Here is a 14029-nt window from a genome sequence, read left to right as displayed (position 1 = left end):
ACAAGTTATACGCCCCACCGCAGGATTTCAGCAAGCTGTGACGGAATAGGAATTTCTTATTCACTTTCTCCGTCACAGTATCGGCTGTTAACCGGTTTCTGCGGCGAAATAAAAAAGCCTTATGTCATGCGCTGCCGACTTTGGTGTATAGATATGTCTATACATTCGTTATCAATGAACAATGTTATCAACGATAATCACCGACAGGATTTCGCTATGTCCGTTTATTTTGCCGCGCGCGCGTTGCTGCCGCAGGGAATGGCGCGCAATGTGCGTCTGGAAGTGGATGAACTGGGTTGCCTGCAGTCCGTGACGCCGGATGCGACGCCGGAAGGCGCACAACGTCTGCCGGGCATTGTGTTGCCGACGATGGTTAACCTGCATTCGCACGCTTTCCAGCGCGCGATGGCCGGGCTGGCGGAGGTCGCGGGCAACGCGCAGGACAGCTTCTGGACCTGGCGCGACCTGATGTACCGCATGGTCGCGAACCTGACGCCGGAGCAGGTGGGGGTGATCGCCACCCGGTTGTATATCGATATGCTCAAGGGCGGTTACAGTCAGGTGGCTGAATTTCACTACCTGCACCATGACCCGCACGGCAAGCCGTACCGCCAGCACGACATGCTGCGTCATCTGCTGGCGGCGGCGCAGCGGGTCGGCATCGGCCAGACTCTGTTGCCGGTGCTTTACAGCTACAGCGGATTCGGCGCGCAGCCGCCGCATCCGGGGCAAGCGCGTTTTATTCAGGATGTGGATCACTACCTGAGTCAGCAGGAAACGCTGGCGGCGCTGATTCAGCCTTATCCGCTGCTCAATCACGGGCTGTGTTTCCATTCGCTGCGCGCGGTCAGCCACAACCAGATGGAGGATGTGCTGGAAGCCAGCGACAGCAGCCTGCCGGTGCATATCCATATCGCCGAACAGCAAAAAGAGGTGGACGATTGCCTGAGCTGGAGCGGTGAACGCCCGGTGCAGTGGCTGTTCAACCGCTTCGCGGTGGATGCCCGCTGGTGTCTGGTGCACGCCACCCATCTGGATGAGCAGGAACTAAGCCGGTTGGCCGGCAGCCTGGCGGTGGCGGGATTGTGCCCGACCACCGAAGCCAATCTCGGCGACGGTATTTTCCCACTCGACCGTTACGTGGCGCAGGGCGGGCGCTGGGGCATCGGCTCCGACAGCCATGTGTCGCTGAATGTGCTGGAGGAGCTGCGCTGGCTGGAATACGGTCAGCGCCTGCGCGATCGCCGTCGCAACCGGGTGGTGACGCCGCAGCAACCGGCGGTGGGCAGCCTGTTGTACGCGCAGGCGTTGCAGGGCGGCGCCCAGGCCTGCCGGGTGCCGGTCGGCGAATTGAGCGCCGGCTGGCGCGCTGACTGGCTGGTGCTGCGCGAAGATGCGCTGTTGAGCGCGGTGGCTGACGACAGCCTGCTCAACCGCTGGCTATTTGCCGGCGATCGTCAGCAGATCCGTGATGTGTGGGTGGCGGGTAAACCGGTGATTGAAGACGGACGGCACGCGCTGGACGAGGAGGTTGACGCCCGGTTTGTCGAGGTGATGCAGTCGTTGCAGGCGGTGCTGTGATGCAAACGTTCAGTCTTAATACCCTGCCGGTCAGCCGCTGGAAAAACGGCGGCGGCGAAACCCGGGAAATCTGCCGGATACCGTCGGACGAACCCGGCGACGATTTTGCCTGGCGCGCCAGTATCGCCACCATCGAGCGCGACGGCGATTTTTCCTGTTTTCCCGGCGTGGACCGGGTGATTACCCTGTTGTCCGGCGACGGCGTGGAGCTGTGCGGTGAAGACTGGCGACACCGGCTGACGCTGCATCAGCCGTTCGCCTTCGCCGGCGAGCAGGCGATCACGGCGCGGCTGTGCGGCGGCGTCAGTCTGGACTTCAATATCATGGTCGATCGCCGTCGCTACCGGGCGGAGATCGCGGTTGTCAACGGTACGGCGGCGCAAACGCCGGCGGCGGACGGTGTGGCGTACGTACTGGCGGGGCACTGGCGATCCGGCGTACATCGGCTGGCTGCCGGAGACGGCGTCTGGTGGCGGTCTTCAGGCGTGGACTGGACGCCGGATGACGACAACGCCGTGTTGCTCCTGACCACGATCCACGCACGATAATCTGCTCTGTGCATCACCCTGATGCACAACAATTGGGCACCGCCGTTGTGCGGTGCCGCCCCGAATCGGTCTTCCCGATGTCGAATGTGTTTTCCCTATGCGCCGTTATTCCCTGACGGCCGCTGCCGGGCGGGATTGGCCGGACTTACCGGCTGAGATTGGCCTGCTAATCGCAATCATGGCCCGAATCTTGCTGCTTAATTGATGTTGTATATACATGTAATTACTTTGACGGTTAAACACCAGGGGGAAGACATGAAAAAGAGCGGATTGGTTCTACCTGTGATTGCCTTATGTGTAGTGAGCGCGTCGGCCGCCTTCAGCGCGGGCGTGCAGGCCAAAGAGTGGAAGTCGGTGACTATCGCGACGGAAGGCAGTTACGAACCCTGGAACCTGACCTTGCCGGGCGGCAAGCTGGGCGGGTTTGAGCCGGAACTGATGACGATCCTGTGCCAGCGGATGAACCTCCAGTGCAAGCTGGTGGTGCAAAACTGGGACGGCATGATCGCCGGTCTGCAGGCCGGCAAGTTCGATGTGATGATGGACGCCATCGTGATTACCCCGGAGCGCAAACAGGTGGTGGATTTCTCCCTGCCGTATGCGTCCACGCCGGCCAGCTTTATTACCGTCAAAGGCAAGCTGGCGCTGCCTGTCGAGGCGGATAAAGCGATGATTAAACTGGCGAGTGATCCTGACCAGATTAAGCCGGCGGTTGCCGGCCTGCGCGGCGCGTTGCAGGGCAAAACCATCGGTATCGCCTCCGGCACCGTCTACACGCCGTTCATCGACGCCTACTTCCGGGACGTCGCCACCGTGCGCGAATACACCGCATCCGCCGACGCCATTCTCGATTTGCAGGCCGGGCGCATCGACGCGGTGTTTGACGATGTCACCTTCGCCAACTCCATCCTCAGCAAGCCGGAAAACAGCAACCTGACGCTGGGCGGTCCGCAACTGACCGGGCCTATCTGGGGAGAAGGGGAAGCACTGGGCTTTCGTAAAAGCGATCCGGAGCTGAAGGCCAAATTCGATGCGGCCATCAAGACCGCGCTGGCGGACGGAACGGTGAAAACGCTCAGCGAGAAGTGGTTCAAAACGGACGTCACCCCCTGAGACTGAGGAAACGCTATGCTGGCCCTGTTAGATTTCAGCGATCAGGGGTGGGGCGGCCTGTTGGCGATGGCCGCGCTGACCACTTTGTGCCTGACGATGGCGGCGTTGCTGATCGGCGCCTTGGTCGGCGCCGCGGTCGCCGCGGCCAAACTGTCCACGCGCCGACTCTGGCGCGTGGCAGGGGAAACTTATTCCATTGTGTTTCGCGGCATTCCGGAACTGCTGATCATCTATCTGTTCTATTTTGGCGGTTCCGGCGTGCTGACGCAGGTTGGGCGCTGGTTCGGGGCCGAGGGATTTATCGAACTGCCGCCTTTCCTGATCGGCGCGCTGGCGATTGGCCTGATTTCCGCGTCGTATCAGGGCGAGGTGTACCGCGCGGCGCGTCTGGCCGTGAATAGCGGCGAACTTGAGGCCGCCAGCGCGATGGGTATGCCGCGCTGGCGCATCGGGTGGCGGATTCTGCTGCCGCAGGTGATCCGCTTTGCCCTGCCGGGGTTGTCCAATGTCTGGCAGATGAGCCTGAAGGATTCGGCGCTGGTTTCGGTAACCGGCATTGTCGAACTGATGCGCGCCAGCCAGATGGCGGCCGGCTCGACCCGCGACTATTTTCTGTTCTACCTCACCGGGGCGGCGATCTATCTGATCCTGACGGTGTTCTCCAATACCGCGTTTGCCCGTCTGGAGCGGATCTTGTCCCAGCCTTATCGCCGTAAGGCGATTCAGGAGCCGTCATGATCGATATTGCCTTTCTGACGCAGACGTTCCTGCGATTACTGTCGGCGCTGCCGGTGACGCTGGGGCTGTTTTTTTCCTCGTTCGCGGTCGGGGCGGTGCTCTCGGTGCTGCTGGTGGCGATGCGGGTTAGCGCGGTCTGGCCGCTGAGCGGGTTTGCCCGTTTGTATATGCTGATCTTTCGCGGTACGCCGTTGCTGATTCAGCTGTTTCTGGTCTATTACGGGCTGGGGCAGTTCAGCACGGTGCGCGACAGCCTGTTCTGGCCGGTGCTGCGCGACCCTTTCAGCTGCGCCGTGCTGGCGCTGGCGCTGTGCACCGCCGGTTATACCGCGGAAATTCTGCGCGGCGCGCTGCTGTCCATTCCCGCCGGGCAGATTGAAGCCGGTCAGGCGTGCGGTATGTCGCGCTGGCTGCTGCTGCGCCGCATCATCGCGCCGGTCGCGTTGCGTCACGCGCTGCCCGCCTGGTCGACCGAGGCGATTTTGCTGATCAAATCCACCGCGCTGGCCAGTCTGGTCACGGTGTGGGATGTCACCGGCGTGGCGCAACAGATTATCCAGCGCACCTACCGCACGCTGGAGGTGTTTGTCTGCGCCGCGCTGATTTACCTGTTGCTGAACTTCATTATTGTCAGGGTGTTTGCCTGGCTGGAACGCGCCTTGTCGCCGAATCTGGCCGCCGTGCCGACGTCTCCCGGGAGAGAGCATGAATAAAACCGCCCCCATAACCTTATCGATGATCGATATCCGCAAATCATTCGGCGCGCTTGAGGTGCTCAAGGGCATCTCGCTGGATGCGCGCAAAGGCGAGGTGATTTCGCTGCTGGGCGCCAGCGGGTCGGGCAAGAGCACCTTTTTGCGTTGCATCAACCTGCTAGAAACGCCGGACGACGGCACGGTCGCCGTCAGCGGCGAAATGATCCTGATGAAGCGCCATAAACTCGGCCATCAGGTCGCGGCCGACCGGCGTCAGGTGGAACGGCTGCGCACCCGGCTGGGGATGGTGTTCCAGAATTTCAATCTGTGGAGCCACATGACGGTGCTACAAAACGTCATCGAAGGACCGTTGCATATCCTCAGACGTTCGCGCGCCGAGTGCGTCGGGCAGGCCGAGGCGCTGCTGGCGAAAGTCGGGTTGTATGAACGGCGGCATTTTTATCCGACGCAGCTGTCCGGCGGTCAACAGCAACGGGTGGCGATTGCCCGCGCGCTGTCGATGGAGCCGGACGTCATGCTGTTCGATGAGCCGACCTCGGCGCTGGACCCGGAACTGGTCGGCGACGTGCTGAAAGTGATGCGCGGGCTGGCCGAAGAGGGGCGCACGATGCTGGTGGTCACCCATGAAATGGGATTCGCCCGCCACGTGTCCAGCCGGGTGGTGTTCATGCATCAGGGGCGGATTGACTGCGAGGGCGCGCCCGATGCCATGTTCGGCGGCGACAGCTCGCCGCGTTTTCAGCAATTTATCGCCAGTCACCAGACAGTATAGGAGGACGGCATGGACATTGAGATTTGCTGGGGCGATGCCCCGCTGGTCTGGCATGAACTGGTGCAGGTGGCGCGCCACGGCGCGCGCCTGAGCCTGAGCGATGCGGCCTGGCGGCGTATGCGCCAGTCGCGGCGTATCGTCGAACAGATTGTGGACAGCGACACGCTGGCCTATGGCGTGAATACCGGGCTGGGCGCGTTATGCAATGTGACCTTGCCGACGGCGGATCTGGCGCGGCTGTCGCGTAATACCTTGCTGAGCCACGCCTGCGGCGTGGGGCCGCGGCTGTCCGTCGAACAGACCCGCGCCATCATGTGTGCGGCGATCGCCAATTACAGCCACGGCAAGTCGGGGATTCAACCGGATATCGTGCAGGCGCTGCTGACGCTGCTGAATCAGGGCGCCACGCCGTGCGTGCCGTCGCAGGGCTCGGTCGGCTATCTCACCCATATGGCGCACATCGGGCTGGCGCTGATCGGCGTCGGCGAGGTGGAACTACAAGGGCAGGTGCTGCCTGCGCCGGAAGCGTTGCAGCGCATTGGCGTCACGCCGGTGACGCTGGGGGCGAAAGACGGGCTGTCGCTGGTCAACGGCACGCCGTGCATGACCGGGCTCGCCTGTCTGGCGCTGGATGACGCCGCGCGGCAACTGGACTGGGCCGATGTGACCGGCGCGATGAGCTTTGAGGCGCTGCGCGGGCAGATCGTGGCGTTTGACCCTGAAGTACTGGCGTTAAAACCGAGCGCAGGCATTCAGCAGGTCGGGCAGCGCGTGCGCGCTCTGCTGGCCGGGAGCCGGATCATCGCCGAGAGCGAAGGCATTCGCACGCAGGATGCGCTGAGTTTACGCTCCATCCCCCAAATTCACGGCGCCTGCCGCGATCAGTTTGCGTCGGCGGCGCAGCGCATCGAGATGGAGCTGAATGCCGCCACCGATAACCCGCTGGTGCTGGGCACGCCGGAACAATGGCGGGTGGTGTCGCAGGCGAACCCGCATGGCGAAGCGGTGGCGCTGGCGGCGGACAGCCTGGCGCTGGCGTTATGCGAGCTGGCGGGCGTGGCGGAGCGCCGGTTGGACCGGCTGATCAATCCGCTGGTGAGCGGGCTGCCGCCGTTTCTGGTCGCCCAGCCGGGGGTGAATTCCGGCATGATGATCGCCCAGTATGTGGCTGCCTCGCTTTGCGGCGAGAACCGTCTGTTGGCGCAGCCCGCGGTGGTGGATAACTTTGTCACCTCCGGCCTGCAGGAAGATCACCTCAGCATGGGCACCCCGGCGGTGCTCAAGTTATTGAAGCTGGCGGAAAACGTCTGGCACGTGCTGGCGATCGAGTATCTGCTGGCGGCGCAGGCGCTGGATTTTCTCGGCCCGGATAATGCCGGCGTCGGCACCCGCCAGGCGTGGCGGTTGTTGCGTCAGCAGGTTGCCGTCTGGCAGGAAGATCGCTGGCTGGCGCCGGATATCGCCAGCGCGGTGCAGGTGCTGCGGCAGCAGGATCTCTGTTGGGGCGACTAGCCCTGCCGAATGGGCAAGCAGAGCGATACAGACATGCCCGCATAACCGATAGCGGGACCGGGGGAGGGCAGGCAACCGGCGCGTTGCCGGTTAATTGAATGTCAGACGGTAAAAGCGCTGGGGGCGCCCGACGGTGCCGTGCTGAATGTGCGCTTCCAGCAGTTTGATGTTTTTGCAGTATTCAAGGTAGCGCCGGGCGGTGGATTTGCTGATGCCGATCGTGTCGCTCAGGCTGTCGGCGGTGTGCTGCACGTTTTCGCCGGAAAATGCCGCTCGCACCTGATTGAGCGTCAGTTCATCAATGCCTTTCGGGTAGATGAATCCCGCCGGCGCGCTATAGGGGATTGACTGACGTATCACGCGGTCGATCTCTTCCTGCGGCAGATGCGATTTCTGGCGTACCTTTCTGTTGAACATCAGATAGTTTTTTAACGCTTCTTCCAGCCTTTCCAGCATGAACGGTTTGACCAGATAGTCACAGGCGCCGTGGCGTATCGCCGTTTTAATCGTGTCGATGTCGTTGGCGGCGGTGATAAAAATGACGTCGATATCCGGCTGCGTGGTTCGCAGATGTTTCATGATGTCGATCCCCGTGCCATCGGGCAGATAGTTATCCAGCATCACGAGATCGGGTTTTTGGGCGGCGATGGCTATCCGGGCATCGGCAAGGGTATCGGCGCTTCCTAACAGCAGAAATTCTGGGTGTTTTTTGATGAAGCTGGCAATGAAGAAAGCCATGTCGTGATTATCTTCAACCAAAAATACGCTGATCTTGTTTTCCATAGCGTCAATCTTCTAACTCTTTGTTAAATCTTGGGGATGTAAACTGAAAAAACCGCACCGCCGTTATCGTCGGCCGCATCGACCAGACACTCGCCCCGCGCTTTCTGCACCAGTGACTGCACCAGATACAACCCTACGCCGTGATGACGGCCCGGTTTGCTGGTCGCGCCCTTCACAAACAGCGTTTCCGCCGCTATCTGGCTGAGGCCAGGGCCATTATCCTGCACCGATAGCACGATTTCATCGCTGCTGTCATTGAGATACAGCTCGATCGACTGGGGATGGGCGGGCGTTTTCACCGTCGCTTCCAGCGCGTTGTCCAGCAGATTACCGATGATGCAGGCCATCTCCTCGGCGCTCAGCGGCGCGTCCGCTCCGGTGTAATAGGATAGCGGGTCAATACGCAGATCGATGCCCAGTTCGCCCGCGCGCCCCACTTTGCCGAGGATCAACCCGGCAACGCACGGGCAGTGAAAGGATTTGATAATCGCATCATAAAACTGCTGCAGCTGGGCATTCTCCTGCGCGACGTACTGACTGACCCGCTCATATTCTCCCAACTGGATCAGACCGTAGATAACGGCCAGCCGGTTTTTGAATTCGTGACTGATCACCCGCAGTTCTTCGCTTTCATGTTTAATGTGGTTGACCTGCTGGGTCATCAGGGTTTCGTTGGTCTTTTCCCTTAGACTGATCACAAAACCGGCAAACTCATCCTGCTGATTGAGGATGATGGTCCGGTTGGCGATAAACGTCGAACCGTTAAAGGCGACGTCCACATCGTGGCACTCCTGACGCTCGGCGGATAAGAAGAAATCGGCCGGTACCACATAATCAGTAATCTTGTGTCCGGTCAGCGGGCCGTGGGGATGGTCGATGGAGAGCATCTTTTTGGCGGCGTTGTTGATGGCGATGATGCGCCCTTCCGGGCTGACGGCGATCACGCCGTCGTAAATGGCGTGCAGAATAGCCCTGCGCACCTGATATTTATAGTTGATCATTTCCGGCGTCAGGCCGGACATCTGTTTTTTCAGCAGGCGGTAGGAAAACACGCCGCCCAGCAGGATCAGGATAAATACGGAAATCAGCAGGCCGAAGAATGGGGAGAAATAGTCCGCCAGTAGACCCCGGCGGTGCGCTTCCGTATACCCGACCGACACGTAGCCGATATATTTTCCATCCAGAATAAACGGCGCGCGCGTTTTTACCGAGGCGCCGGAATAGCCGGTATTGTTAACCGTATAGCTTTTCCCATCGCGCAGCAGGGTGATGTTGCCGATATCCTTGATGGCCAGGTTCACCTGAGCGGGGTCGGGATGGTAGAGACGGATGTTATCCGTGTCGCTGATGACAATAAAATCCGCATCGCTGCGGGCGTAGCGCTGATCGATCAGGCTACGCAGCGCCGCCTGATCCCGGTTGTTGACCGCCTGTTTAAGCGCGGAATCCTGCGAGAGGATCAGCGCCAGATTTTTGGATTTATCCGCCACGTCGTTATAGAGCAGGTTGCTGATAACGAGAAAAACAGCGCAGCCGGTCACCACCACCACGGCCAGCGAGGTGATGAAATAGTAAAGTATTATCTGATATTTATAAGAACTGCTCGGCTCGCTGCCGGCGGTTATGGCCTCGGACATGGTGGGTTCCGTCAGTCATGGTTGCACAGGATAAATACCGCATCACCCTGTGGGGGGCTGTCGGGGGCAAAGATACCATCGCCAGATGGAAAGGTTGCCGATTGCTCGCGAGCCGCAGGAAAACGGTGTTACGCGCTGCTGGGGCTGCGCGATGCTATTGAAACAGATAGGTGGCCTGATTGCGCCAGGCCACGTCAATGTTTTTAGTGATTCAACAACGATAACGCGCTGTGCAGCGAAAGACCCAGCAACGTAAAATCGGTCGTCGAGTAGGTGGTCGGGGCATCGACGCCGGCGTCGTGGATCGGCTGGAAAATGAATGCGGAGCCGGCAATGGAGATGATGCCGCAGGCCACGGCGCCGATTATCGCGCCGCGGATACCGCCGGTGGCGTTACCGATGATGCCCGCGCCGCCGCCGCTGGCAAACGTGAACAGCAGGCTGGGAACCATCGCCGGATAACCAAATACCGGCAACAGAATCATGGTCAGGAAGCCGCTGACGGTACAACAGATAAAACCGATGAAAACGGCGTTGTTGGAATAAGGAAACAGCGAATAGATTTCAATCGCCGGAATCGATTTCTTGATGACTTTATCGCTGATGCCTTTAAACGCCGGAATCAGCTCTTCAATAAACATATGTACGCCGCGGGTCAGCATGTAGACACCCGCTGCAAACAGCCCGGCTTGTTTCAGCAGGAACAGAAATATATTGGTATGGCTGTGATCTTTATTGCCTGCGTCCGCGATCGCCTGCACATGATCGGCGCCGGCGACCAGCGCGGAGACAACAAAGAACAACAGCATCACAAAGAAAGTCGAAACCTGTTTGTCTTTTAAAAAACCAATGCTGGTCGGAATGGCCAGTTTTTCCGCATCATTTTCTTTATTACCCAGTTTTTCCCCTAACCAGCCGGCCAGCATATAGCTGGTGGAACCGAACTGGCCGATAGAGAAATCGCCGGATTGTCTCAATGCGTCGCAGTTGTCAATTTGTCGGCAATAGCGTACCAGCAGCGCCGGAGAAATAACACACCATACTCCGGTAATCAGTGTCGCCAGGATAGCGGAATTAGAAACGGAGATGCCGTGCAGCATGGCAATGATCGTCAGGCAGCTCACCATGAAGAAAACATGATGTCCGGACAGGACGATATATTTCAGCGGAGTGATTTTAGCCAGCACAATATTGAAAAACATGGCGCCGATAAGGCCGGCGGCGATGGCCGAAGAATAGAGCTGGCCCAGTTTTTCCATGGCGACAACGATAACGACTTCGTTGTTAGGCACAATGCCCTGAACGTGAAAGGCGGTGAGGAATATTTTTGAGAAATTATTCAGTGCCGGAGAAATAAGCAAGTTTGCACTGGCAAAAAGAATGACAAAGCCCAGATAGGTTTTGATTGTAGAAGTAATAATATCGTTAATATTCTTCTTTTGAATGATATTTCCCAGCATGGTAAAAAGACTCACCAATATGGCGGCGTCTTTTAGTAGCTCGATAAGAAATTGAAACACAGGATTCCCCTTTATTCATAATCTTTTGACCGGGGTAAAGTAACTGCGATCCTGTCAGTGAAAGTTGATCGGCGATCACATTGATGGATAAATAAAAAGAATTAAATGAATTTTATGCTTTTAATTATTATTCCATTGATTTGTTATTTTTCTTTATTTACCGTCATCCGGCATTCGAATTTAGCGGCTTTTATCTATTTCATGTTAAATGACATAATTGAAAATGTTAAGTGAAATGATTATTTAATTTATTTCAGCAATGCTGAATCGCCAGTCAATGCAATTCTTTGATTTATTGTGAACGGCCTGAGTATTTTCTATTTGAAAAACGTGAGTAACCGCCAGCAGGAATAGTGCTGATTAACTCGATTACGAATGAATTATCTGAGCTTATGAGGAACGTGCTGTGTTGAAAGAATATCGTGAGCATGTCGCCGAACGTACCCGGCAGGGTACCGTACCCAAACCGCTAGAGGCTTCGCAAATGGCGGCACTGGTGGAATTGTTGAAAACTCCCCCCGCCGGAGAAGAAGAGTTTTTAGTCGATCTGTTAGTCAATCGTGTGCCGCCGAGTGTTGATGAAGCGGCCTACGTCAAAGCCGGTTTCCTGGCTGCCATCACCAAAGGCGAGACCGTTTCTCCGCTCATTACCCCGGAAAAAGCCACCGAGCTGCTGGGCACCATGCAAGGCGGCTACAACATCCAGCCGCTGATTGAAGCGCTGGATAATCCCGCCCTGGCCCCGGTCGCCGCCAACGCGCTATCTCACACCCTGCTGATGTTCGACAATTTCTACGATGTGGAAGAAAAAGCCAAAGCCGGCAATACCCACGCGCAGCAAGTGGTCAAATCCTGGGCCGACGCCGAGTGGTTCCTGTCCCGCCCGAAACTGGCGGACAAGATTACCGTCACCGTGTTCAAGGTGACCGGCGAAACCAACACCGATGACCTGTCTCCGGCGCAGGACGCCTGGTCGCGTCCGGACATTCCGCTGCACGCGCTGGCGATGCTGAAAAACGCCCGCGAAGGCATCGAGCCGGATCAGCCCGGCGTGGTCGGTCCGATCAAACAAATCGAAGCGCTGAACCAGAAAGGGTTCCCGCTGGCCTACGTCGGCGACGTGGTCGGCACCGGCTCGTCCCGTAAATCCGCCACCAACTCGGTGCTGTGGTTCATGGGCGACGATATCCCGAACGTGCCGAACAAACGCGGCGGCGGCGTGGTGCTGGGCGGCAAGATCGCGCCGATTTTCTTCAACACCATGGAAGACGCCGGCGCGCTGCCGATCGAGGTGGATGTCGCCGGACTGAACATGGGCGACGTGATTGATATCTACCCGTACCAGGGTGAAGTGCGTCACCACGACAGCAACGCATTGCTGGCCAGCTTCGAACTGAAAACCGACGTGCTGCTGGATGAAGTGCGCGCGGGCGGCCGTATTCCGCTGATTATCGGCCGCGGCCTGACGTCCAAAGCGCGCGAGTCGCTGGGCCTGCCGCACAGCGACGTGTTCCGTCACGCCAAAGACGTGGCGCCGAGCAGCCGCGGCTTCTCGCTGGCGCAGAAGATGGTCGGCCGCGCCTGCGGCGTCGCCGGCATTCGCCCCGGCGCTTATTGCGAACCGCGGATGACCTCGGTCGGCTCGCAGGACACCACCGGCCCGATGACCCGCGACGAGCTGAAAGACCTGGCCTGTCTGGGCTTCTCCGCCGATCTGGTGATGCAGTCCTTCTGCCATACCGCCGCCTATCCGAAGCCGGTGGACGTCAACACCCACCACACCCTGCCGGATTTCATCATGAACCGCGGCGGCGTGTCGCTGCGTCCGGGCGACGGCGTGATCCACTCCTGGCTGAACCGCATGCTGCTGCCGGATACGGTGGGCACCGGCGGCGACTCCCACACCCGTTTCCCGATCGGGATTTCCTTCCCGGCCGGCTCCGGTCTGGTGGCGTTTGCCGCCGCCACCGGCGTGATGCCGCTGGATATGCCGGAATCGGTGCTGGTGCGTTTCAAAGGCCAGATGCAGCCGGGCATCACGCTGCGCGATCTGGTGCACGCGATCCCGTACTACGCGATCAAGCAGGGCCTGCTGACCGTGGAGAAGAAGGGCAAGAAAAACATCTTCTCCGGCCGCATTCTGGAAATCGAAGGGTTGCCGGACCTGAAGGTGGAGCAGGCGTTCGAACTGACCGACGCCTCGGCGGAGCGCTCGGCGGCGGGCTGTACCATCAAGCTCAACCAGGCGCCGATCGTCGAGTACCTGAACTCCAACATCATTCTGCTCAAGTGGATGATTGCCGAAGGCTACGGCGATCGCCGTACGCTGGAGCGTCGTGTGCAGGGCATGGAAAAATGGCTGGCGGACCCGCAGCTGCTGGAAGCCGACGCCGATGCGGAATACGCCGCGGTGATCGACATCGATCTGGCGGATATCAAAGAGCCGATCCTGTGCGCGCCGAACGATCCGGACGACGCGCGCCTGCTGTCCGATGTGCAGGGCGACAAGATTGACGAAGTGTTCATCGGCTCGTGCATGACCAACATCGGTCACTTCCGTGCCGCCGGCAAACTGCTGGATCAGCACAAAGGGCAACTGCCGACGCGGCTGTGGGTGGCGCCGCCGACCCGCATGGACGCGGCGCAACTGACCGAAGAGGGCTACTACAGCGTATTCGGCAAGAGCGGCGCGCGGGTCGAAATCCCCGGCTGTTCGCTGTGCATGGGCAACCAGGCGCGGGTGGCGGATGGCGCGACGGTGGTGTCGACGTCGACCCGTAACTTCCCGAACCGTCTGGGAGCGGGCGCCAATGTGTATCTGGCGTCAGCCGAACTGGCGGCGGTGGCGTCGCTGCTGGGACGTCTGCCGACGCCGGACGAATACCAGCAGTATATGGTGCAGGTGGACAAGACCGCGGACGACACTTACCGCTATCTGAACTTCAATTTGATTGACCGCTATATTCGTTAACGGCGTTGTCATGGCATTGCATTTCGGCGGTGTAAAATAGTTAACGATAACCAATAGCTACTGAATAAAAGCGGGTGGTTTTGGCACTGATGTGGAACTTGTCTCCCCTTGTGATGCAACATTGCCGATTCCGCCCGC

Annotated in this window: 11 protein-coding genes; 8 read left to right on the top strand and 3 right to left on the bottom strand. The window is 59.0% G+C overall.

Annotated features, from left to right (window positions below):
- Positions 1-216 precede the first annotated feature (216 nt).
- From CPA59_RS15985 to hutH, 7 genes are all read left to right on the top strand, one after another.
- Positions 217-1581: a formimidoylglutamate deiminase gene (locus CPA59_RS15985; RefSeq protein WP_049854916.1), complete on the top strand. Its 1365-nt coding sequence runs from the start codon at positions 217-219 to the stop codon at positions 1579-1581.
- Positions 1581-2129, top strand: a complete 549-nt coding sequence (locus CPA59_RS15980) for a HutD family protein (protein ID WP_049854917.1) — start codon at positions 1581-1583, stop codon at positions 2127-2129. Before CPA59_RS15985 ends, CPA59_RS15980 begins: the two co-directional genes overlap by 1 nt.
- Before the next feature lie 255 nt (positions 2130-2384).
- Complete coding sequence (locus CPA59_RS15975) at positions 2385-3242, top strand: transporter substrate-binding domain-containing protein (RefSeq protein ID WP_107760029.1); 858 nt, start codon at positions 2385-2387, stop codon at positions 3240-3242.
- A gap of 15 nt (positions 3243-3257) precedes the next feature.
- Entirely contained in the window at positions 3258-3980 is a 723-nt protein-coding gene (locus tag CPA59_RS15970) for an ABC transporter permease (RefSeq protein ID WP_038919763.1), read from the top strand.
- Positions 3977-4693 carry an ABC transporter permease gene (locus CPA59_RS15965; RefSeq protein WP_107760027.1) on the top strand — a complete coding sequence of 239 codons (717 nt, stop codon included), beginning with the start codon at positions 3977-3979 and terminating at the stop codon, positions 4691-4693. Before CPA59_RS15970 ends, CPA59_RS15965 begins: the two co-directional genes overlap by 4 nt.
- Positions 4686-5468 carry an ABC transporter ATP-binding protein gene (locus CPA59_RS15960; RefSeq protein WP_038919762.1) on the top strand — a complete coding sequence of 261 codons (783 nt, stop codon included), beginning with the start codon at positions 4686-4688 and terminating at the stop codon, positions 5466-5468. Before CPA59_RS15965 ends, CPA59_RS15960 begins: the two co-directional genes overlap by 8 nt.
- Positions 5469-5477: 9 nt before the next feature.
- Complete coding sequence (hutH, locus tag CPA59_RS15955) at positions 5478-6980, top strand: histidine ammonia-lyase (protein ID WP_107760025.1); 1503 nt, start codon at positions 5478-5480, stop codon at positions 6978-6980.
- Positions 6981-7070: 90 nt separating this feature from the next.
- On the opposite strand, the gene CPA59_RS15950 is transcribed toward hutH, so the two are convergent.
- From CPA59_RS15950 to CPA59_RS15940, 3 genes are all read right to left on the bottom strand, one after another.
- Entirely contained in the window at positions 7071-7763 is a 693-nt protein-coding gene (locus tag CPA59_RS15950) for a response regulator (RefSeq protein WP_038919760.1), read from the bottom strand.
- A gap of 23 nt (positions 7764-7786) precedes the next feature.
- A complete protein-coding gene (locus CPA59_RS15945; protein WP_038919759.1) occupies positions 7787-9400 on the bottom strand; it encodes a sensor histidine kinase in 1614 nt (537 codons plus the stop codon).
- Between the two features lie 203 nt (positions 9401-9603).
- Positions 9604-10920 carry a PTS transporter subunit IIC gene (locus CPA59_RS15940; protein WP_049854920.1) on the bottom strand — a complete coding sequence of 439 codons (1317 nt, stop codon included), beginning with the start codon at positions 10918-10920 and terminating at the stop codon, positions 9604-9606.
- Between the two features lie 406 nt (positions 10921-11326).
- Between CPA59_RS15940 and acnB the strand changes: the two genes are divergently transcribed.
- Entirely contained in the window at positions 11327-13891 is a 2565-nt protein-coding gene (gene acnB, locus CPA59_RS15935; protein ID WP_107760024.1) for a bifunctional aconitate hydratase 2/2-methylisocitrate dehydratase, read from the top strand.
- Positions 13892-14029: the final 138 nt, after the last annotated feature.

The organism is Dickeya sp. Secpp 1600 (assembly GCF_003049805.1).
GTDB classification, from domain to species: Bacteria; Pseudomonadota; Gammaproteobacteria; order Enterobacterales; family Enterobacteriaceae; genus Dickeya; species Dickeya fangzhongdai.
The sequence above is the reverse complement of the archived record's forward strand: the minus strand, read 5'-3'. Positions and strand labels throughout refer to the sequence as shown.

Coding starts and splice junctions, on each gene's coding strand:
- CPA59_RS15975 (WP_107760029.1), top strand. CDS start 2,385: ATGAAAAAGAGCGGATTGGTTCTACCTGTGATTGCCTTATGTGTAGTG.
- CPA59_RS15980 (WP_049854917.1), top strand. CDS start 1,581: ATGCAAACGTTCAGTCTTAATACCCTGCCGGTCAGCCGCTGGAAAAAC.
- CPA59_RS15950 (WP_038919760.1), bottom strand. CDS start 7,763: ATGGAAAACAAGATCAGCGTATTTTTGGTTGAAGATAATCACGACATG.
- hutH (WP_107760025.1), top strand. CDS start 5,478: ATGGACATTGAGATTTGCTGGGGCGATGCCCCGCTGGTCTGGCATGAA.
- CPA59_RS15970 (WP_038919763.1), top strand. CDS start 3,258: ATGCTGGCCCTGTTAGATTTCAGCGATCAGGGGTGGGGCGGCCTGTTG.
- CPA59_RS15965 (WP_107760027.1), top strand. CDS start 3,977: ATGATCGATATTGCCTTTCTGACGCAGACGTTCCTGCGATTACTGTCG.
- CPA59_RS15945 (WP_038919759.1), bottom strand. CDS start 9,400: ATGTCCGAGGCCATAACCGCCGGCAGCGAGCCGAGCAGTTCTTATAAA.
- CPA59_RS15985 (WP_049854916.1), top strand. CDS start 217: ATGTCCGTTTATTTTGCCGCGCGCGCGTTGCTGCCGCAGGGAATGGCG.
- CPA59_RS15960 (WP_038919762.1), top strand. CDS start 4,686: ATGAATAAAACCGCCCCCATAACCTTATCGATGATCGATATCCGCAAA.